Annotated in this window: 19 protein-coding genes and 1 pseudogene; 17 read left to right on the top strand and 3 right to left on the bottom strand. The window is 61.7% G+C overall.

Annotation, left to right across the window (positions count from 1 at the left end; genetic code table 11):
• Nucleotides 1-26: 26 nt before the first annotated feature.
• The 7 genes from odhB (at nucleotide 27) to RHE_RS19850 (ending at nucleotide 6,013) form a co-directional block, all read left to right on the top strand.
• Nucleotides 27-1,283: a 2-oxoglutarate dehydrogenase complex dihydrolipoyllysine-residue succinyltransferase gene (gene odhB, locus RHE_RS19880; RefSeq protein WP_011427082.1), complete on the top strand. Its 1,257-nt coding sequence runs from the start codon at nucleotides 27-29 to the stop codon at nucleotides 1,281-1,283.
• 11 nt (nucleotides 1,284-1,294) lie between these two features.
• Nucleotides 1,295-2,044, top strand: a complete 750-nt coding sequence (locus tag RHE_RS19875; RefSeq protein ID WP_011427081.1) for a DUF4241 domain-containing protein — start codon at nucleotides 1,295-1,297, stop codon at nucleotides 2,042-2,044.
• Nucleotides 2,041-2,571 (top strand): hypothetical protein, encoded by a 531-nt coding sequence (locus RHE_RS19870; RefSeq protein ID WP_042119070.1) that lies wholly within the window; start codon nucleotides 2,041-2,043, stop codon nucleotides 2,569-2,571. Before RHE_RS19875 ends, RHE_RS19870 begins: the two co-directional genes overlap by 4 nt.
• Nucleotides 2,568-3,320, top strand: a complete 753-nt coding sequence (locus tag RHE_RS19865) for an SDR family oxidoreductase (RefSeq protein ID WP_011427079.1) — start codon at nucleotides 2,568-2,570, stop codon at nucleotides 3,318-3,320. The genes RHE_RS19870 and RHE_RS19865 overlap by 4 nt, the downstream gene beginning before the upstream one ends.
• A 19-nt stretch (nucleotides 3,321-3,339) precedes the next feature.
• Nucleotides 3,340-3,978, top strand: a complete 639-nt coding sequence (locus RHE_RS19860; protein ID WP_011427078.1) for a LysE family transporter — start codon at nucleotides 3,340-3,342, stop codon at nucleotides 3,976-3,978.
• A 26-nt stretch (nucleotides 3,979-4,004) separates the two neighbouring features.
• Entirely contained in the window at nucleotides 4,005-5,411 is a 1,407-nt protein-coding gene (gene lpdA / locus RHE_RS19855; protein WP_011427077.1) for a dihydrolipoyl dehydrogenase, read from the top strand.
• Nucleotides 5,412-5,512: 101 nt separating this feature from the next.
• On the top strand, nucleotides 5,513-6,013 hold the full coding sequence (locus RHE_RS19850) for a cytochrome b (protein WP_011427076.1): 501 nt from the start codon (nucleotides 5,513-5,515) through the stop codon (nucleotides 6,011-6,013).
• A 12-nt stretch (nucleotides 6,014-6,025) separates the two neighbouring features.
• Here RHE_RS19850 and RHE_RS19845 read toward each other — a convergent pair whose 3' ends face one another.
• Together RHE_RS19845 and RHE_RS19840 are read right to left on the bottom strand one after the other, a co-directional pair.
• On the bottom strand, nucleotides 6,026-7,102 hold the full coding sequence (locus tag RHE_RS19845; protein WP_041678775.1) for a TraB/GumN family protein: 1,077 nt from the start codon (nucleotides 7,100-7,102) through the stop codon (nucleotides 6,026-6,028).
• Between the two features lie 181 nt (nucleotides 7,103-7,283).
• Nucleotides 7,284-8,219, bottom strand: a complete 936-nt coding sequence (locus RHE_RS19840) for a tyrosine recombinase XerC (RefSeq protein WP_011427074.1) — start codon at nucleotides 8,217-8,219, stop codon at nucleotides 7,284-7,286.
• A 136-nt stretch (nucleotides 8,220-8,355) separates the two neighbouring features.
• On the opposite strand from RHE_RS19840, the gene RHE_RS19835 reads away from it, so the two are divergent.
• Together RHE_RS19835 and RHE_RS31875 are read left to right on the top strand one after the other, a co-directional pair.
• Entirely contained in the window at nucleotides 8,356-9,306 is a 951-nt protein-coding gene (locus RHE_RS19835; protein ID WP_042119068.1) for a GNAT family N-acetyltransferase, read from the top strand.
• Between the two features lie 4 nt (nucleotides 9,307-9,310).
• Nucleotides 9,311-9,748, top strand: a pseudogene (locus RHE_RS31875) (GNAT family N-acetyltransferase); the annotation flags it as partial.
• A gap of 20 nt (nucleotides 9,749-9,768) precedes the next feature.
• Here the strand turns inward: RHE_RS31875 and RHE_RS19830 are convergent.
• Nucleotides 9,769-10,701 carry a dihydrodipicolinate synthase family protein gene (locus RHE_RS19830; RefSeq protein WP_011427071.1) on the bottom strand — a complete coding sequence of 311 codons (933 nt, stop codon included), beginning with the start codon at nucleotides 10,699-10,701 and terminating at the stop codon, nucleotides 9,769-9,771.
• Nucleotides 10,702-10,886: 185 nt separating this feature from the next.
• Between RHE_RS19830 and RHE_RS19825 the strand changes: the two genes are divergently transcribed.
• The 8 genes from RHE_RS19825 to RHE_RS19790 all read left to right on the top strand — a co-directional run bounded on the left by RHE_RS19825 (nucleotide 10,887) and on the right by RHE_RS19790 (nucleotide 18,958).
• A complete protein-coding gene (locus tag RHE_RS19825; RefSeq protein WP_011427070.1) occupies nucleotides 10,887-13,103 on the top strand; it encodes a primosomal protein N' in 2,217 nt (738 codons plus the stop codon).
• A 107-nt stretch (nucleotides 13,104-13,210) separates the two neighbouring features.
• Nucleotides 13,211-13,600, top strand: a complete 390-nt coding sequence (locus RHE_RS19820) for an AGROH133_08824 family phage infection protein (RefSeq protein ID WP_011427069.1) — start codon at nucleotides 13,211-13,213, stop codon at nucleotides 13,598-13,600.
• A gap of 255 nt (nucleotides 13,601-13,855) precedes the next feature.
• The gene (locus tag RHE_RS19815) at nucleotides 13,856-14,422 is read left to right on the top strand and encodes a F0F1 ATP synthase subunit delta (protein WP_011427068.1); all 567 of its coding nucleotides are present in this window, start codon (nucleotides 13,856-13,858) and stop codon (nucleotides 14,420-14,422) included.
• The gene (gene atpA / locus RHE_RS19810) at nucleotides 14,422-15,951 is read left to right on the top strand and encodes a F0F1 ATP synthase subunit alpha (RefSeq protein WP_011427067.1); all 1,530 of its coding nucleotides are present in this window, start codon (nucleotides 14,422-14,424) and stop codon (nucleotides 15,949-15,951) included. The genes RHE_RS19815 and atpA overlap by 1 nt, the downstream gene beginning before the upstream one ends.
• Before the next feature lie 26 nt (nucleotides 15,952-15,977).
• Nucleotides 15,978-16,862, top strand: a complete 885-nt coding sequence (locus RHE_RS19805) for a F0F1 ATP synthase subunit gamma (protein ID WP_011427066.1) — start codon at nucleotides 15,978-15,980, stop codon at nucleotides 16,860-16,862.
• Nucleotides 16,863-16,884: 22 nt separating this feature from the next.
• The gene (gene atpD, locus RHE_RS19800; protein ID WP_011427065.1) at nucleotides 16,885-18,312 is read left to right on the top strand and encodes a F0F1 ATP synthase subunit beta; all 1,428 of its coding nucleotides are present in this window, start codon (nucleotides 16,885-16,887) and stop codon (nucleotides 18,310-18,312) included.
• The gene (locus RHE_RS19795; protein WP_020922459.1) at nucleotides 18,312-18,551 is read left to right on the top strand and encodes a hypothetical protein; all 240 of its coding nucleotides are present in this window, start codon (nucleotides 18,312-18,314) and stop codon (nucleotides 18,549-18,551) included. Before atpD ends, RHE_RS19795 begins: the two co-directional genes overlap by 1 nt.
• Nucleotides 18,551-18,958, top strand: a complete 408-nt coding sequence (locus RHE_RS19790) for a F0F1 ATP synthase subunit epsilon (RefSeq protein WP_011427064.1) — start codon at nucleotides 18,551-18,553, stop codon at nucleotides 18,956-18,958. Before RHE_RS19795 ends, RHE_RS19790 begins: the two co-directional genes overlap by 1 nt.
• The last annotated feature ends 81 nt before the right edge of the window (nucleotides 18,959-19,039 follow it).

Here is a 19,039-nt window from a genome sequence, read left to right as displayed (position 1 = left end):
AAACACACGAAATCAGGATTTGAACAATGGCCACAGAAATCCGCGTTCCAACTCTCGGTGAATCCGTCAGCGAGGCAACCGTCGGCACCTGGTTCAAGAAGGTCGGCGACGCCATCAAGGCCGACGAGCCAATTCTGGAGCTTGAAACCGACAAGGTGACCATCGAAGTTCCCGCGCCCGTCTCCGGTACGCTGTCGGAAATCGTCGCGGCCGCCGGCGAGACTGTCGGTCCCGGTGCACTGCTCGGCCAGATCGCCGAAGGTGCCGGTGCTGCCGCCGCTGCGCCGGCTGCTGCTGCACCGGCCGCCGCTCCCTCCCAAGCGGTCCCCGCTGCCGCGGCCCAGCCGGCTGCTGCTGCATCGTCTTCGAGCGCTTCCGTCTCCACCATGCCGCCGGCACCGGCGGCTGCGAAGATGCTGGCCGAAAGCAATCTTTCCGCCGATCAGGTCGACGGCAGCGGCAAACGCGGCCAGGTGCTGAAGGGCGATGTCATCGCTGCCGTCGCCAAGGGCATTTCCGCTCCCGCCGCGGCACCGGCTGCAGCGCCTGCGGCTGCACGTGGTCCGTCGACGGTCGAGGATGCCTCGCGCGAAGAGCGGGTGAAGATGACGCGCCTGCGCCAGACGATCGCCAAGCGCCTCAAGGACGCGCAGAACACCGCCGCCATGCTGACCACCTATAACGAGGTGGACATGAAGGCGGTCATGGACCTGCGCAACAAGTACAAGGACATTTTCGAGAAAAAACATGGCGTCAAGCTCGGCTTCATGGGTTTCTTCACCAAGGCGGTGACGCATGCGCTGAAGGAGCTGCCGGCGGTCAATGCCGAGATCGACGGCACCGACGTCATCTATAAGAATTACTGCCATGTCGGCATGGCCGTCGGCACCGACAAGGGTCTCGTCGTTCCTGTCATCCGCGACGCCGACCAGATGTCGATCGCCGAAATCGAGAAGGACCTCGGCCGTCTTGCCAAGGCAGCTCGTGACGGCTCGCTCTCCATGGCCGACATGCAGGGCGGCACCTTCACCATCACCAATGGCGGCGTTTACGGCTCCCTTATGTCCTCGCCGATCCTCAACGCACCGCAGTCGGGCATTCTCGGCATGCACAAGATCCAGGAACGGCCGGTTGCAATCGGCGGCCAGGTGGTCATCCGTCCGATGATGTATCTGGCGCTTTCCTACGATCACCGCATCGTCGACGGCAAGGAAGCGGTCACCTTCCTCGTGCGCGTCAAGGAGAGCCTCGAAGATCCGGAACGCCTGGTTCTCGATCTCTAAGGAGCTTTTCGATGCGGAACCGGATCATGCGAGCGGCGCGCCTTGTTCTTTGCGCTGCCGCCGCGCATGTCCCGGTTTCCGCATCGGCGGCTGGTTGGGACGTCAGCAAGGCAAGCAGTAATTTCCAGCTGGTGACGCTCGGTGACGCCGAACTCTCCGGACGGTCGATCAACGTGATCCATATGGGCAATGTCGAGCTGACCTCGGGGCGCATCGTCGCCGCCGATCCGCTCGCCCAGCCCGATCGGCCGGCACTCGCAAGGACGGTTGCGCCGGGCGAATATCCTGTGACGCTGTACCGGGCATTCGGGCGCATCGCCGCCGCCAGCATGCGGTTTGCCGAGGGCAAGCCGGATCACTGGGAGCTTGCGGTTCTGCCCGGGCAAGATGTAGCGACGCTGAAGGACGGCGAGATCTTCGGCTACTCCGTCGACGCCGGTCTCGGCTGCTATATGGATGCGCAGACGCTTGATCGGATCGACGAGCGTCAAGCGCAGGTGCAGGCGCAAAAGCCGGACGCCGACATTAATTATTACGACGACGTGCTGGCCGCGGATCTCGATGCCAACAAGGGCCATTATGCACTGCACCGGCCGATGGCCGGCAAGAAGGGCAATGTCGCCGTGTTCTGGAGCGGTTGGGGCGATGGTTTCTATCCCGTCTTCTGGGGCCTCGACAAGGATGGTCGCCCGCTGGCGCTCTTGACGGATTTTGGTGTGATCGAGAATGCCGACGGACGGCGAGAGCCGAAGGTGCAATGAGCGGGACGATCGGGATCATGGCAGGACGGAAAGGCGTGGCTACGATTGCAGACGCCGCGTTTTTTGCCATTCCGGTTGCCGCGTTCGCTATTGATTGCAAACAGGAGCAGGCCGTCTACACCGACCGTGAAGGCGCCTATGAACTGCGCTTTGTGCCGCTGAATTCTCCTTCGGCTGCCGCCAGCAATCAGTTTAAGGTGAGCGCCCTCAAGACATCCGTCGTCATGGAAGGCTATGTCATGCCGTCGGAGGATCCGGTGCGCGCCATCGGCATCCTGATGTTCAACTGTCCTGAAGGCGATGTGACCGGCGCCGATCTCAATGCATGCACGGTTTGGCAAGGCGCCGTCTACGGCGTGGATGCCAAGGGCGAGATCGACAATCTGCAGCCGGAGGGCGCTGCGGCCGCCGAAAAGCTGGTGCTCCCCGGTCTTGGTCCCGCCATTCGCGAATCCAGCGCCTGGGGCGAGGGCAAGGCTTCGGTGGCGCCTTGGGACGTGCTGACATTCAAGGAGTGTGCGACATGAGCGATACACCTGTTGTTCTCGTGACCGGCGGAAGCCGGGGCATCGGCGCGGCCGTCTGCCGGCTCGCTGCGCGCCAGGGCTGGCGTGTCGGGGTGAATTATGCCGCCAACCGCGAAGCGGCGGATGCTGTCGTTGCGGCGATCACCGAAAGCGGTGGCGAAGCTGTGGCGATCCCGGGAGATGTCGGCAATGCTGCCGATATCGCCGCGATGTTTTCGGCGGTTGATCGTCAATTCGGACGGCTCGACGGACTGGTCAACAATGCCGGCATCGTCGACTACCCGCAGCGGGTCGACGAGATGTCGGTCGAGCGGATCGAGCGCATGCTGCGCGTCAATGTGACCGGCTCGATACTCTGCGCTGCCGAGGCCGTGCGCCGCATGTCGCGCCTATATAGTGGGCAGGGCGGGGCCATCGTCAACGTCTCCTCGATGGCGGCAATCCTCGGTTCGGCGACGCAGTATGTCGATTATGCGGCATCGAAAGCGGCGATCGACACCTTCACCATCGGACTGGCGCGCGAGGTCGCCGCGGAAGGGATTCGCGTCAATGCCGTCAGGCCCGGCATCATCGAAACCGATCTCCATGCATCCGGTGGGCTGCCGGACCGGGCGCGCGAAATGGCGCCATCGGTCCCGATGCAGCGGGCCGGCATGCCGGAGGAGGTGGCGGATGCAATCCTCTATCTGCTTTCACCGTCGGCGTCCTATGTCACCGGATCGATCCTCAATGTGAGCGGCGGCCGTTAGAGGGCAGGGCGAAATCACTATGACTTACATCTTCGAATTCCTTGGCCTGATGGCCGTCTTCTCGATCTTCATTATCGTGCCGGGCGCCGATTTCGCTGTCATCCTGCGCCAGAGCATCGTGCATGGGCGCCGCGCCGCCATCATGACCGGCCTCGGCATGGGCCTTTCGCTGCTCTTTCATGTCAGCTACACGATTCTTGGTCTCGGCCTGATCGTCTCCAAGTCGCTGATGCTGTTTGCAATGATCAAATGGGCGGGTGTCGCCTATCTCGTCTATCTCGGCATCAAGTCGTTCCGCGAACCGGGATTCAAGGTGCAGGAGATTGAAGTCACGGCCGAAGACCGCAAGTCGGCCTCGATGCTGACATGCCTCGGCATGGGTTTCGTCACCAACGCGCTGAACCCGAAGCCGGTGCTGTTCTTCCTGTCCTTGTTTTCGACGCTCGTCCATCACGACACGCCGGCGCTGATCCAGTTCTCCTACGGTATCGGCATGGCGACGGCGCTGGTCGCCTGGTTTGCCGGCGTCTCCTATTTCTTCACGGTCAAGACAATCCGTGACCGCTTCATCGCCAGCGGCAAATGGTTCAACCGCATCACCGGAGCGGCACTCGTCGGCTTCGGCTTCCGCCTCGCGCTGTCGCGCGCCGCCGATTAATTGAAAAATCCAAAGGGAAAGAAGCAATGTCTTACGATGTGATCATTATCGGAACAGGTCCGGGCGGCTATGTCTGCGCCGTCAAGGCAGCCCAACTCGGCCTCAAGGTCGCCGTTGTCGAAAAGCGCGCGACCTATGGCGGCACCTGCCTGAACGTCGGCTGCATTCCGTCGAAGGCGCTGCTGCATGCTTCCGAAATGTTCCATCAGGCCGGCCACGGATTAAGCGCGCTTGGCATCGACGTGCCGGCGCCGACGCTCAACCTCGGCAATATGATGGCGCACAAGGATGCGACGGTGAAGTCGAATGTCGACGGCGTCGCCTTCCTCTTCAAGAAGAACAAGATCGATGCTTTCCAGGGCACCGGCAAGATCGTCTCGGCCGGCAAGGTTGCCGTCACCGCCGCGGACGGCCAGGTGCAGGAGATCGAAGGCAAGAACATCGTCATCGCCACCGGTTCGGATGTCGCCGGCATTCCCGGCGTGCAGGTCGAGATCGATGAAAAGACCATCATCTCGTCCACCGGCGGCATCGCGCTGGACAAGGTGCCGGAAACGCTGATCGTCGTCGGCGGCGGCGTCATCGGCCTCGAACTCGGCTCAGTCTGGTCGCGTCTCGGCGCCAAGGTCACCGTCGTCGAATATCTCGACACCATCCTCGGCGGCATGGACGCCGAGGTCTCCAAGCAGTTCCAGCGCATGCTCGCCAAGCAGGGCATCGATTTCCATCTCGGCGCCAAGGTCACCGGCGTCGAAAAGGCTGAGAAGGGCGCCAAGGTCACCTTCGAGCCGGTCAAGGGCGGCGACGCCGTTACGCTTGACGCGGAGGTCGTGCTGATCGCCACGGGCCGCAAGCCTTATACGGCAGGTCTCGGCCTCGAAGAGGCAGGTGTTGCGCTCGACAATCGCGGCCGCGTCGAGATCAATGGTCACTTCAGGACCAATGTCGCCGGCATTTATGCGATCGGCGATGTGGTCAAGGGGCCGATGCTCGCACACAAGGCGGAAGACGAGGGTGTGGCACTCGCCGAAATCCTGGCCGGGCAGCATGGTCATGTGAACTACGATGTCATTCCGAGCGTCGTCTACACGCAGCCGGAGATCGCCTCGGTCGGCAAGACCGAAGAAGAGCTGAAGGCGGCGGGGATCGCCTACAAGGTCGGGAAGTTTCCGTTCACGGCAAACGGCCGCGCCCGCGCGATGCTGGCGACCGACGGCTTCGTTAAGATCCTCGCCGACAAGGACACCGACCGGGTGCTCGGCGGCCATATCGTCGGCTTCGGCGCCGGCGAGATGATCCACGAGATCGCCGTCCTGATGGAATTCGGCGGCTCGTCGGAAGATCTCGGCCGCAGCTGCCACGCGCATCCGACGATGTCGGAAGCGGTCAAGGAAGCTGCGCTCGCGACCTTCTTCAAGCCGATCCATATGTAATCTTACATCTTGGTAATGAAGCGCGCAGCCGCTTGCCGAGAGGCAAGCGGCTGTTTTAGTTGTCTCATATCGCAGAGTTCGACCATCGGGGGAGATCAGGAATGCAGCACCCGTCCATCCTGAGTTACAGTCTCAGCCAACGTTTCCTCCACTGGGCGGTGGCGCTGCTGGTCTTCTTCAATCTGCTGTTTCCCGACGGGATGAGTATCTGGAACCGGCTCGTTCGCAGGGGCGAGGTGCCGACGCCCGAGCAGATTGCCTCGGCGAATATCCATGCCTATGTCGGCATCGCCATTCTGCTGCTTGCTGTCTTCAGGCTCTGTCTGCGTTTTATGCAGGGTGTGCCGCCCGAGGTTTCGCACGAGCCGGCGATCTTTCGTCTCGGGGCAACGCTCGCCCATGCCGGGCTTTATGTCCTGCTTTTCGCGCTGCCGCTTTCCGGCATTGCCGCCTACTATTTCGGCTTCAATTCCGCCGGCTTCGTTCACGCGGATGTCTTGAAGATCATTCTTTGGGGGCTGATCGCTGCCCACGTCGCAGGCGCGCTCGTCCATCAGTTCTATTGGAAAAGCAATGTTCTCCGCCGCATGACGCTCGGCTGACCAAAACTGAGTTCAGTTCACCGCGGTGACGGTGAAGCCCTGCTTGCGCAGCAATTCGATGACGCCGCCCTGGCCGGGCAGATGCAGGGCGCCGACGGCCATGAAAACGTTGCCGCCGTCGAGAATCGGCGCGGCGCGCTCCGCCATCACCTTGTTGCGATCGAGGATGACGCGCTGCTCGAAGGCGGCGTAGTCGCCGGCCTGTTCTTCATTCGACGCCGTCACGGTCTTCAGCATCGGCATGGTCATGCCGATATCGCCGGAGAGGTAGAGATCGGTCATCGTTTCGACGACGTCATTCATCTTGGCTCCGAGTTCCAGCGTCTCGATCAGCGACTTCATATGGAATTCGACCGGCAGATCGGCCATGGCCTGGATCTGCTCGGCAAGGGTTTCCAGCCCCTTGACCTCCTTGCCTTCGGCAACGGCATCGGTGGCGATTTTCTGGTCGAGAAACTGCACGCCTCTGGCCTTGCGAGCGAGTTCGCAGGCCGGAAGGGCGACGGCGCTGGAGATCATCCATGGCCGCATGCGGGAGACGGCGCTGAGCGGGATGCCGCGCTGCTTGAGGCCGGCTTCCAGGCGCTTATAGTCCTCGGCAGAGAGCAGCTTGTCGATCGTCGTGCCGTCGGTGAACATTGTCAGTTCCGGCCGTGCGAGCAAGGCGGCGGTCGCCTTGCGCTCATCGAGGATCTCGTCTGATTCGATGATGATCGTATTGGCTGCGTCGTGGGCGGCCTGGGCGCGCGGCGGCAGGGCAAGCACACGGGGATCGGTCACATGCATGCTGCCGAGCAGCCATGAGGGGGCAAGTCCAGGCTTCTCGATCTTCCAGAAGATGCCCTTGCCGTTCGGCGTTGCCTCGGCTTCCTTGACCGCTTCGGCGTATCGGGCCGGGTCGCTCTGCTGCAAGTCGACCATCAGATTGCGGCCAGTGCAGGCAGCCTCTCCGGCCGCGGCCGGCCTTGCGGCCAGGAGGGCGACAAACAGAGCGGCAACAAGCAGCATGTGGAAGGCCGCAATCAGCCAGAGCAGCAGATTGCCGGGTGCTGCAAGGAAAAAAGCCCGGCGGCTGATTGAAGTCGTCATCATGGTGTTCCGCTCACATGCCCTATCGCTTCTGCTCTACGCCCGGCTTGCGCATATTCCTTTAAGAGAATGCGTTAACGAAAACTTAGCGCGTCGCTTCAGGCCAGGTTCATGGGCTCTGAGCTTGTCGATAATATGGGATGCCGTCGTCACAAGCGCTGCACATTTTGGACGACATCCATCAAGCGCGCGGATGCGCTCGATCATACACCTCCAGCAGGCGCGAGGCATCAACACCGGTATAGACCTGCGTTGTGGAAAGGCTGGCGTGGCCGAGCAGTTCTTGAATGGTGCGCAGATCGCCGCCACCGGCAAGCAGATGGGTGGCGAAGGAGTGGCGGAGCGCATGCGGCGTTGCCGTCTCCGGCAGGCCCAAGGCGCCGCGCAGCTTCTGCATTGCGCGCTGGATGATCGCCGCCTGCAGCTTGCCGCCGCGGGCGCCGCGAAACAGCGGCTCACCGCTTTCGAGATCATATGGGCAGAGCGCGCGATATTTCTCGACCGCGTCGAAAACCACGGGCAAAAGTGGCACCAGCCGTGTCTTGTTGCCTTTGCCGGTGATGCGCAGCGTTGTCGCGCCCTTCGGCAGGTCGGCGGGAACGAGATTCAGTGCCTCGGAGATGCGCAGGCCGCAGCCATAGAGCAGGGTCATGACAGCCGCATCGCGCGCGGCGATCCAGGGTTCGTCATGCAATTGGGCTTCATCGCTGACGATGGTAATCGCCTGCGTGTCCGACAGCGGTTTGGGCAGCGACTTCGGCTGTTTCGGCGAACGGATCGCGCCGGCGCCGGCGGCATTGACCAGGCCTTTCTTTTCCAGGTGTCGCAACAGCGAACGAAGGCCGGCGAGATTGCGGCCGAGCGAGCGGGCGCCGGAGCCTTGCCTGCGGCGGGCGGCCAGGAAGGCGCGCAAATCGGCGGGGCGCAATTCCCTGATATCGCCGAGCGTCGCCGGGCCGGCGAGATGACCGGTCAGGAAGGTCAGAAACTGGCGGGTGTCGCGCTCGTAGGCATCGAGCGTATGCTCGGAAAGACGGCGTTCGCGAGCGAGGTTTTCGAGCCATGCAGCGCGTTCCGCCATCAGGCGTGGGTCGGCGATTACAAGCAGTTCATTCACGTCGCTGGGCCTTGAATTTGCCTTCAAGTCCGCCAATTTGGAGCAGGAACGGTTATGGAATTGCTAATGCCGGCCAATTGTCATCCTTCGATCATATTGTACTGCGATAGCTTACAGCCCATAGACAGGATCTTTCATGGCACGGCGCGATTCCATGACGGCTTTCGGACAACTCGCGGAAGCGATCGCTCTCGTTTCACAGGGAAAGCCTGGTCACATCGTCGACACGCTGATTGCCGAACGCGGCCAGAGGATTGTGAAACATCCGCTGTGGCCGGTCATGCGGCCGTTCCTCTACACGCTTCTGCGCTACAACAAGGCGATCGAATTCGCCAATGCGGTTGCCAAGATGCCAGGGTTCCAGTCGTTCGAATATCTGAGCGACGTGCTGAAGCTCGACATCGGCGTCGCAAACGGCGAACGCATTCCTGGTAGCGGCGGCTTCATCCTCGTCAGCAATCACCCCACAGGCATTGCCGACGGCGTCGCCGTATTCGACCTCCTGAAAAGGCGCCGGCCCGATATGATGTTCTTTGCCAATCGCGATGCGATCCGCGTCAATCCGCGTTTTGCCGAGATGGTCATCCCCGTCGAATGGCGGGAGGAGCACAAGAGCAAGCTCAAGGCGCGCGAGACGCTACAATTGACGAACCACGCTGTGCGGGAAGGCAAGGCGACGGTGCTCTTTCCATCGGGCCGCATCGCCTATTGGGCCAACGGCCGGCTCAACGAACGCCCATGGAAAACCTCGGCGGTGGGGCTGGCGCGCAAATACAATCTGCCGATCCTCCCCGTCCACATGACGGCGCGCAATTCCGGCCTTTTTTATTGGCTGGCGAAGTGGTCGACGGAGCTTCGCGACATGACGGTTTTCCATGAATTGTTGAACAAACGCGGCGACCGTTTCGACTTCGTGATCGGCAATCTCATTCCCGCCGAACATCTCGACGGCGATGTCAACGAGGTGACGAAGGCGCTGGAGAAACATACGGTCCACGACATGGCCCGCGATGGGGACGCGACATTCGTGCCTGTCGGCGGGCCGGCTGCGGCGATGCCGCGCGAGATGCCGGTTCTGGCCGTCTAGAACCGTGACGATCGATATTCGCATCTTCCATGATGGGTTGCCGGAGGCGATGGCGGGACTTGCGCACGAAGCCCGGCAGGAAGGCCATCTCCATATTGGCCGGCTTATCGATGAGTGGGCAGCTGGCGACATCCGCTTCGCGCGTGACGGCGAAAGGCTGCTCGGCGCCTTTGCGGACGAAGCACTCGTTGGTGTCGGAGGCGTGACCATCGAGCCCGCCCTGCCGGGAGCGCTGCGGATGCGGCGTTTCTACGTCCGCCCCGCGATGCGCGGTCGCGGCGTCGGCCGGATGCTTGCTCTGGCGCTTCTGGATCACGCGCGACGCTTCTGCCGCTGCATCACCGTCCATGCGGGAAACGACGGTGCGGCGAAATTTTGGGAGTCGCTTGAGTTTCGTCTCCTTGTCCAGGATGGCTATACCCATGTTCTCGTTCTGCGCGGTCGAGGCGAGATGGCACACCATCATGCTCCGATCTGCTTGAGGCGGACGGCCTGGCGGGCCAAAAGCCGCTCGACATCGGCAATGTCCAGCGCTGAAAGCCTAGGTCCCGGCTTGCGCAGAGTGGCGGACTTGATGATGCCGCGCTTGGCAAGCACGTATTTGCGGCAGGCAAGACCAATGCCCTGCTGCTGTTCATAGCGGGCGAGCGGTAGATAGGCATCGAAGATTTCGTGGCCGCGATCCGGATTGCCGGCACTATAGGCTTCGACGACGCCGACCATCATCTCGGGGTAACAGAAGCCGGTCATGGCGCCATCGGCGCCGCGGCCCATCTCCTCCGGCAGGAAAAGCCCGCCATTGCCGCAGAGGATGGAGATGCGCCGCATGCCGCCCTTGTCGCTGGCTGCGCGAAGCGCGGTGATTTTCGACAGGCCCGGCCAATCCTCGTGTTTGAGCATGATGCAATTCGGCACCGCTCTGACGATGCGCTCGATGACCGCGGGTGCGATCGTCACATTGGTGGTAAGCGGATAGTCCTGCAGCACGAAAGGCGTATCATCCAGGGTTTCACCAACCGACTGGTAGAAGGCGAAGACCTGATCGTCGGTCCTGATGGTCCAGGGCGGCGCAACCATGACGCCAGCGGCTCCTTCGCCCATGACCGCCTTGGTGAGCTCGCTCATCGGGGCAAGTCCGGGCGCCGACACGCCGACGACCACCGGCAGGCGCCCGTCAAGGCGCTTCAGCACACGCTCGACCACGATTCGCGATTCCTCGGCGGTCAGCTTCGGGGCCTCGCCGAGCTGGCCAAGCACCGTCAGGCCGGTGACGCCGGCGCCTTCGTAGAAATCGACCATGCTGTCGATGCTTTCGAGATCGAGCGCGCCGTCATCGGCAAAGGGAGTTACGGCGATAACGTAGACGCCTTTGGCATTCTCGGTCAGTCTGGCCATTCATCCTCTCCGATTCAGCTGTCGAACAGATCTACCGGAAATCTAGGCGGCCAATTGCTTGCCCCGCAACCTTTTCGTCAAGGCGCGGTCCATCTTGGCGAGTCTCGTTATCCACATTCTCGCCCGACGAGCCATCTTGTCTTTGCGGTTCCAATTCCATCGATTTGCGGGCATGGTCTCGCGCGATGAGCATAGATTCGTCCGATCTATTTGGCGCGCTTTTCGAAGCACCGCCCGCGAACCGAACGGTTCCCGTGCTGGTGCCGATGCCGGCGCCGAAACCCTATTCCTACTCGGTGCCTGAGGGCATGGCGGTCGAGCCCGGTTCGGTCGTGCAGGTGCCGCTCGGGCCGCGGCAGGTGATCGGCGTCGTCTGGGATGGCGGCGAAGACGGCGTCGATCCGAAGAAGCTTCGACCGATCAGCCATGTCTTCGATTGCCCGCCGCTTTCCAAGGAGATGCGGGATTTCATCGATTGGGTGGCGAGCTATACGCTCTCCCCGCCCGGCCTCGTCGCGCGCATGGCGCTCAGGGCGCCGAACGCCTTCGAGCCGGAGCCGATGGTGGAGGGGTTGAAATTCGTCGGCGGTGAACCCGAGCGGATGACACCGGCGCGTGCGCGCGTGCTCGAGACCGCCTCCGATGGCCTGTCCTGGACGCGCAGCGGTCTGGCGCATGCGGCCGGCGTTTCGACGAGCGTCGTCGATGGGCTGATCACGCTCGGCATTTTCGAATCGATGTTCCTGCCGCCGCCGCCTGTTGTGGCCATGCCGGATCCCGACTTTGCCGCCGCACGCCTCGAGGGGCCGCAGAAAGAGGCGGCCGCGGAAATCGTCTCCGGCGTCCGCAGGGGCGAATTTTCGGTGTCGCTGATTGACGGCGTGACCGGCTCCGGCAAAACCGAAGTCTATTTCGAGGCGATCGCCGAGACGCTGAAACGTGGCAAGCAGGTTCTGATCCTGCTGCCGGAGATCGCCCTCACGGCCAGTTTCCTCGAGCGTTTTCAGGATCGCTTCGGGGCAAAACCCGCCGAATGGCATTCCGACCTCGCCCCGCGTATGCGCGAAAAGGTCTGGCGCCAGGCGGTGACCGGCGAAGTGCGCGTCGTGGCCGGCGCCCGCTCGGCGCTCTTCCTGCCTTTCGAGGATCTTGGCCTCATCATCGTCGATGAGGAGCACGATCCGGCCTACAAGCAGGAAGATCGCGTCTTCTACAATGCCCGTGACATGGCCGTCGTGCGCGGCCGCATCGGCGATTTTCCCGTCATCCTGGTCTCTGCGACGCCGTCGGTCGAAAGCCAGGTCAACGGGCAGATCGGCCGCTACAGCACCGTCCACCTGCCCACCCGTTTCGGCGACGCAGCGCTGCCGGATCTGCATCTCATCGATATGCGCAGGCACGCGCCGGAGCGGGGTGGCTTCCTGTCGCCGGTGTTGATCCGGGCGATCAGCAAGACCGTGGAGAGGCGCGAGCAGGCGCTGCTCTTTCTCAATCGGCGCGGATATGCGCCGCTGACGCTCTGCCGGGTCTGCGGTCACCGCTTCCAATGCCCGCAATGCTCGAGCTGGCTGGTCGAGCATCGCTTCCGCAAGCAGCTGCAGTGTCATCAATGTGGCCACGCCGAGCGCACGCCGGAGGCATGCCCGGAATGCGGGACGCTCGACCATCTGGTCGCCTGCGGGCCCGGCGTCGAGCGCATTGCCGAAGAGGTGGAGCGCCATTTCCCCGAGGCGCGGACGATCGTTCTCTCCTCGGATATGATGGGCGGGGTGAAGCGGCTGCGGCTGGAGCTTGACGCAATCGCCAAGGGTGAGGCCGATATCGTCATCGGCACACAGCTCGTCGCCAAGGGGCATAATTTTCCGCTGATGACGCTGGTCGGCATCGTCGACGCCGATCTCGGTCTTGCCAATGGCGATCCGCGCGCGGCCGAGCGCACCTTCCAGCTTCTGTCGCAGGTGACCGGCCGCGCCGGCCGCACCGGTCTCAAAAGCCATGGATTGCTGCAGACCTACCAGCCGCAGCATCCTGTCATGCAGGCTATCGTTTCCGGGGATTCCGATGCTTTTTATGAGCGCGAGATCACGGAGCGCGAACGCGCGGCTTTGCCGCCCTTTGGCCGGCTCGCCTCGATCATCGTTTCGGCCGAAACCCGCCACGACGCCGAGAATCATGCTCGCGGCATGCGCAACGCAGCACCCCAGGTCTCCGGCATCTCAGTGCTCGGCCCGGCGGAAGCGCCGCTTGCCCTGGTGCGCGGCCGCCATCGTTTCCGCCTTTTGGTCCACGGACGACGTAACTCCGACATGCAGGGGTTTCTGCGGGCAATGCTGTCGCAATCACCCAAGGAGCGCGGATCGGTACAGGTGCAGCTCGACATTGATCCGCAGAGCTTCGTTTAACGGCCAGCCTGCTTTTGGATTGCCTCGTTTTCTGGCCTCGCCGCCATTTCTTCCTTTTTCGGCTCATGCCATAAAACAGCGATTCACGACTGATTTGGGGCTGATGCATGGAGTTTTATTTTCCGACTGAGCTCGGCGAGCAGCTGGCTTTCTGCTCTGCCGCTTTTACGGCGCTGGCTGGCTTCATCATGATGTTTGCGCCGGGTCATGCCTTCCGTCTTCTTGGGCTCCAAGTGCAGGAGGGGCGGCCGGAAGGCTTCGCCGAAGGGCGCTCCATGGGCGGCTTTTATCTCGGTTTCGGGCTCTCGGCGATCCTGCTTGCGCAGGACTGGATCTATATGGCGCTCGGCGCCTCCTTCAGCATCGCGACTTTTGCCCGGCTTATATCGATCCTGTCCGATAAGGGGAGCAATCTGGTCAACTATTTACTTCTGGTTGTGCAGATCGTGCTGGCTGCGCTGCCGCTGCTCTATGTTTTCGGCTTCATTCAAAGGTGAATTTCACCGCCGGCGGGCCGCCTTCGCGGCCTGTCCGCAAGCCTTTGCGCAATTTTGCGAACAGAAATTCATGTGAAAGGCGTATTCGGACGTTACGCGTGTTGCGAGTCCGAACATCCTATGTTAGACGGACCCCGAATTTCGGAAGAAGCAAGAGGCTTCTCTTGTGATTTCTGGGGGAAATCAAAACGAATTCAAGATCATAGGTTCGGCGCCCGCCGAGAGCCGGATTTTGGATTGAAATCAGGGAAATTTGTGCCAGTGGCAGACACGTCCCAGCTTACTTCTGGTGTTGCAGAGCGCTATGCCTCGTCGCTTTTCGAGTTGGCGCTCGAACAGGGCGCCGTCGACAGCGTAACCGCCGATCTCGACCGTTTCCAGGCGATGCTGGATGAAAGCGCCGAACTGAAGCGCTTCGTCGCGAGCCCGGTTTTCTCCGCCGAGGATCAGCTGAAGGCGATCATCGCCATTAGCGAGAGGGCCGGCATCAGCGGCTTCTTCGCCAATTTCCTGAAGGTCGTGGCGCGCAACCGCCGCCTGTTCGCCCTGCCGGGCATGATCAAGGCCTTCCGCGTCATTGCTGCGAATCACCGCGGTGAAATCTCCGCCGAGGTCACCTCGGCCCATGCTCTGACCGCAGAGCAGGAAAATGAATTGAAGGCGGCGCTGAAGGGCGTCACCGGCAAAGACGTGGCGATTGCCGTCACGGTTGATCCGTCAATTCTTGGTGGTCTGATCGTCAAGGTCGGGTCCCGTCAGATTGATACGTCTCTTCGTACCAAACTCTCTACCCTTAAGCTTGCATTGAAAGAGGTCGGCTGATGGATATCCGCGCCGCGGAAATTTCCGCAATTCTCAAAGACCAGATCAAAAATTTCGGCAAAGAGGCAGAAGTCTCGGAAGTCGGCCAGGTTCTCTCCGTCGGTGACGGTATTGCTCGCGTTTACGGTCTGGACAACGTCCAGGCCGGTGAAATGGTCGAGTTCCCCGGCGGCATCCGCGGCATGGCTCTGAACCTTGAATCTGACAACGTCGGTGTCGTTATTTTCGGCTCCGACCGCGACATCAAGGAAGGCGACACCGTCAAGCGGACCGGCGCCATCGTCGACGTTCCGGTCGGTCCTGAGCTGCTCGGCCGCGTCGTCGACGCGCTCGGCAATCCGATCGACGGCAAGGGCCCGATCAATGCGACCCGCCGTTCGCGCGTCGACGTCAAGGCTCCGGGCATCATTCCGCGCAAGTCGGTTCATGAGCCGATGTCGACCGGCCTCAAGGCCATCGACGCGCTCATCCCGGTCGGCCGCGGTCAGCGCGAGCTTGTCATCGGCGACCGCCAGACCGGCAAGACCGCGATCCTGCTCGATGCCTTCCTCAACCAGAAGGCCATTCACGACAACGGTCCGGAAGGCGAGAAGCTTTACTGCGTCTACGTCGCCGTCGGCCAGAAGCGCTCCACCGTTGCCCAGTTCGTCAAGGTGCTCGAAGAGCGCGGCGCGCTGAAGTATTCGATCATCATTGCCGCGACGGCATCCGACCCGGCGCCGATGCAGTTCCTGGCTCCGTTCGCCGGTTGCGCCATGGGTGAATATTTCCGCGACAACGGCATGCACGCGCTGATCGGTTACGACGACCTGTCGAAGCAGGCCGTATCCTATCGCCAGATGTCGCTGCTGCTGCGCCGTCCGCCGGGCCGCGAAGCCTATCCGGGCGACGTTTTCTACCTGCATTCGCGCCTGCTCGAGCGTGCTGCAAAGATGAACGACGACAAGGGCGCCGGTTCGCTGACAGCTCTCCCGGTCATCGAAACGCAGGGCAACGACGTGTCGGCCTTCATCCCGACCAACGTGATCTCGATCACCGACGGTCAGATCTTCCTCGAAACCGACCTGTTCTACCAGGGTATCCGCCCGGCCGTTAACGTTGGTCTCTCGGTTTCCCGCGTCGGTTCGTCGGCCCAGATCAAGGCGATGAAGCAGGTCGCCGGCTCGATCAAGGGCGAACTCGCCCAGTACCGCGAAATGGCCGCCTTCGCCCAGTTCGGTTCGGACCTCGACGCTGCGACGCAGCGCCTGCTGAACCGCGGTGCACGCCTGACGGAACTCCTGAAGCAGCCGCAGTTCTCGCCGCTGAAGACGGAAGAGCAGGTCGCTGTGATCTTCGCCGGCGTCAACGGCTATCTCGACAAGCTGCCGGTCGCACAGGTCGGCAAGTTCGAACAGGGCCTGTTGTCCTATCTGCGCTCGGAAGGCTCCGCCATCCTCGACGCAATCCGCACGGAAAAGGCTATCAGCGACGATACCAAGGGCAAGCTTACGGCTGCTCTCGATAGCTTCGCCAAGTCTTTCCAGTAATCGGCCTAGGTTAGGACGGACAACGGATGCCTTCACTTAAGGATCTGAAAAACCGGATCGCCTCCGTCAAGGCGACGCAGAAGATCACCAAGGCGATGAAAATGGTCGCCGCGGCGAAGCTTCGGCGTGCGCAGGAGGCGGCCGAGGCCGCCCGGCCTTATTCGCAGCGCATGGGTGCGGTTCTGGCTAATATCGCCAAGGCCGTCACCGATGCGGATGGCGCACCGGCGCTGATGACCGGCAGCGGCCAGGACAAGGTCCATCTTCTGGTGGTCTGCACGGCCGAACGCGGTCTCTGCGGCGGTTTCAATTCGCAGATTGCCCGCTTTGCACGCGACCATATCCGCAAGCTGCTGGCAGAGGGCAAGACGGTGAAGATCTTCACCGTCGGCAAGAAGGGTTACGACATCCTTCGCCGCGAATTTGCGCCGTTGATCATCGAGCGCAAGGAATTGCGCGAAGTCAAGAAGATCGGTTTCGAGAATGCCGACCAAATCGGCAAGCGCGTCATCGAGATGTTTTCCGCCGGCGAGTTCGACGTCTGCACGTTGTTCTACTCCGAATTCAAGTCGGTAATCAGCCAGGTGCCGACCGCGCAGCAGCTGATCCCGGCCAAGGCTCCTGAGGCCGTCGCCGAAGATGCAGAACATGCAGGCGCCGTCTACGAATACGAGCCGGATCCGGCGTCGATTCTCGGCGATCTGATCCCGCGCAACATCTCCGTCCAAATCTTCCGCGCGCTCCTGGAGAACGTCGCAGGCGAGATGGGCGCCAAAATGAGCGCCATGGACAATGCGACGCGCAATGCCGGTGAGATGATCAACAAGCTGACGCTGAGCTACAACCGTCAGCGTCAGGCTCAGATCACCAAGGAACTGATTGAAATCATTTCGGGCGCGGAAGCGCTCTGAGTTAGGAAAAGAGGGTAAGAAAATGGCTGAGGCAGCTACCCGCTCTGTCGGCAAAGTCACCCAGGTTATCGGCGCCGTCGTCGACGTTGCTTTCGAAGGCGAACTGCCGGCGATCTTGAACGCGCTTGAAACCGACAACAACGGCAATCGCCTGGTTCTCGAAGTCGCTCAGCATCTGGGCGAAAACGAAGTCCGCACGATCGCGATGGACTCGAGCGAAGGTCTCGTTCGCGGCCAGCAGGTCATCGATACCGGCGCTCCGATCTCGGTTCCGGTCGGCGATGAAACGCTCGGCCGCATCATGAACGTCATCGGCGAGCCGGTCGACGAAGCAGGGCCGCTGAACACCGCTCACAAACGCGCCATCCACCAGGACGCTCCTGCCTATGTCGAGCAGTCTACGGAAGCGCAGATCCTCGTCACCGGTATCAAGGTCGTCGACCTTCTCGCTCCTTACGCAAAGGGCGGCAAGATCGGCCTGTTCGGCGGCGCCGGCGTCGGCAAGACCGTTCTCATCATGGAACTGATCAACAATGTCGCCAAGGCGCATGGTGGTTATTCGGTCTTCGCAGGCGTGGGTGAGCGTACCCGCGAAGGCAACGACCTTTACCACGAAATGATCGAATCGGGCGTCAACAAGCATGGTGGCGGCGAAGGCTCCAAGGCTGCGCTTGTTTACGGCCAGATGAACGAACCGCCGGGCGCCCGCGCTCGCGTCGCTCTGACCGGCCTGACCGTCGCAGAACATTTCCGCGACCAGGGCCAGGACGTTCTGTTCTTCGTCGACAACATCTTCCGCTTCACGCAGGCAGGTTCCGAAGTGTCGGCTCTGCTCGGCCGTATTCCTTCGGCCGTGGGCTATCAGCCGACGCTTGCAACCGATATGGGTCAGATGCAGGAACGCATCACCACGACAACGACGGGCTCGATCACATCGGTCCAGGCCATTTACGTTCCGGCCGACGACTTGACCGACCCGGCGCCGGCAACCTCGTTCGCCCACTTGGACGCAACGACGGTTCTGTCGCGCTCGATTGCTGAAAAGGGCATCTATCCGGCGGTCGACCCGCTCGACTCCACCTCGCGCATGCTCGACCCGATGGTTGTCGGCGAAGAGCACTACGAAGTGGCCCGTAAGGTTCAGTCGACGCTGCAGCGCTACAAGGCCCTGCAGGACATCATCGCCATCCTCGGCATGGACGAACTGTCGGAAGAAGACAAGCTCGCCGTCGCCCGCGCCCGCAAGATCGAGCGCTTCCTGTCGCAGCCGTTCTTCGTCGCAGAAGTGTTCACCGGTTCGCCGGGCAAGCTGGTTGCCCTCGAAGACACGATCAAGGGCTTCAAGGGCCTCGTCAACGGCGAATACGACAATCTGCCGGAAGCCGCGTTCTATATGGTCGGTTCGATGGACGAAGCTATCGAGAAGGCCAAGAAGCTCGCTGCCGCTTGATGAGCGACGCCCAGGACGAGATATTCTGCTGCGACTCCCTCAACGGGGTCGTGGCAGAACTTCCGGAACCGGCCGCGCCAACTGTCTATCGTGCCGATAATGGCGTGCTGATGATGGTTGTCGGACTGGTTCAGACCGAGGAGGGCCTCGGATATCTCGACCAGGCCATACTGCACTGCCCGTTCTGCGGGACAAATTTGCAAGATGCAAAAGCCATAGCCGAGAAGGTAAGTCACTGATGGCTGACAATTTCAACTTTGAGCTCGTTTCGCCGGAGCGTCTGCTGCTGTCGGAGATGGTGACGGAGGTTGTCGTTCCGGCGACCGAGGGTGAGATGACCGTCATGGCGAACCACGCGCCGACAATGACGACAATCAAGCCGGGCGTGGTGAGCGTGCGTTCGGCTTCCGGCAAGAAGCAGGACTATGTGGTATTCGGCGGTTTTGCCGATATTCTGCCGACGGGCTGCACGCTGCTGGCCGAATCCGCCGTTCCGGTCGAGGAACTCCATAAGGACGAACTGACCCGCCGCATCGAGGCTGCCCGCAAGGAGCTCGAACATGCCGAGCTGCATGAGCACAAGTCGAGGCTCGAGCACTTCATCATGGAACTGACGCATCTTCGTGGCATCGTCCAGCAGGATTGACCACACCGACAGCATCAATGAAAGGCGGCCCTCGAAGGCCGCTTTTTTGTTTTGTTGTCTTCGAGCCAAGGTCGAAGCGAC

Source organism: Rhizobium etli CFN 42 (assembly GCF_000092045.1).
Classification (GTDB): Bacteria; Pseudomonadota; Alphaproteobacteria; order Rhizobiales; family Rhizobiaceae; genus Rhizobium; species Rhizobium etli.
This window is presented reverse-complemented; position numbering and strand designations above follow the sequence as displayed.

Excerpts from the sequence above, each read along its gene's own strand:
- odhB (WP_011427082.1), top strand. The coding sequence starts at position 27 with ATGGCCACAGAAATCCGCGTTCCAACTCTCGGTGAATCCGTCAGCGAG.
- RHE_RS19875 (WP_011427081.1), top strand. The coding sequence starts at position 1,295 with ATGCGGAACCGGATCATGCGAGCGGCGCGCCTTGTTCTTTGCGCTGCC.
- RHE_RS19870 (WP_042119070.1), top strand. The coding sequence starts at position 2,041 with ATGAGCGGGACGATCGGGATCATGGCAGGACGGAAAGGCGTGGCTACG.
- RHE_RS19865 (WP_011427079.1), top strand. The coding sequence starts at position 2,568 with ATGAGCGATACACCTGTTGTTCTCGTGACCGGCGGAAGCCGGGGCATC.
- RHE_RS19860 (WP_011427078.1), top strand. The coding sequence starts at position 3,340 with ATGACTTACATCTTCGAATTCCTTGGCCTGATGGCCGTCTTCTCGATC.
- lpdA (WP_011427077.1), top strand. The coding sequence starts at position 4,005 with ATGTCTTACGATGTGATCATTATCGGAACAGGTCCGGGCGGCTATGTC.
- RHE_RS19850 (WP_011427076.1), top strand. The coding sequence starts at position 5,513 with ATGCAGCACCCGTCCATCCTGAGTTACAGTCTCAGCCAACGTTTCCTC.
- RHE_RS19845 (WP_041678775.1), bottom strand. The coding sequence starts at position 7,102 with ATGACGACTTCAATCAGCCGCCGGGCTTTTTTCCTTGCAGCACCCGGC.
- RHE_RS19835 (WP_042119068.1), top strand. The coding sequence starts at position 8,356 with ATGGCACGGCGCGATTCCATGACGGCTTTCGGACAACTCGCGGAAGCG.
- RHE_RS19830 (WP_011427071.1), bottom strand. The coding sequence starts at position 10,701 with ATGGCCAGACTGACCGAGAATGCCAAAGGCGTCTACGTTATCGCCGTA.
- RHE_RS19825 (WP_011427070.1), top strand. The coding sequence starts at position 10,887 with ATGAGCATAGATTCGTCCGATCTATTTGGCGCGCTTTTCGAAGCACCG.
- RHE_RS19820 (WP_011427069.1), top strand. The coding sequence starts at position 13,211 with ATGGAGTTTTATTTTCCGACTGAGCTCGGCGAGCAGCTGGCTTTCTGC.
- atpA (WP_011427067.1), top strand. The coding sequence starts at position 14,422 with ATGGATATCCGCGCCGCGGAAATTTCCGCAATTCTCAAAGACCAGATC.
- RHE_RS19805 (WP_011427066.1), top strand. The coding sequence starts at position 15,978 with ATGCCTTCACTTAAGGATCTGAAAAACCGGATCGCCTCCGTCAAGGCG.
- atpD (WP_011427065.1), top strand. The coding sequence starts at position 16,885 with ATGGCTGAGGCAGCTACCCGCTCTGTCGGCAAAGTCACCCAGGTTATC.
- RHE_RS19795 (WP_020922459.1), top strand. The coding sequence starts at position 18,312 with ATGAGCGACGCCCAGGACGAGATATTCTGCTGCGACTCCCTCAACGGG.
- RHE_RS19790 (WP_011427064.1), top strand. The coding sequence starts at position 18,551 with ATGGCTGACAATTTCAACTTTGAGCTCGTTTCGCCGGAGCGTCTGCTG.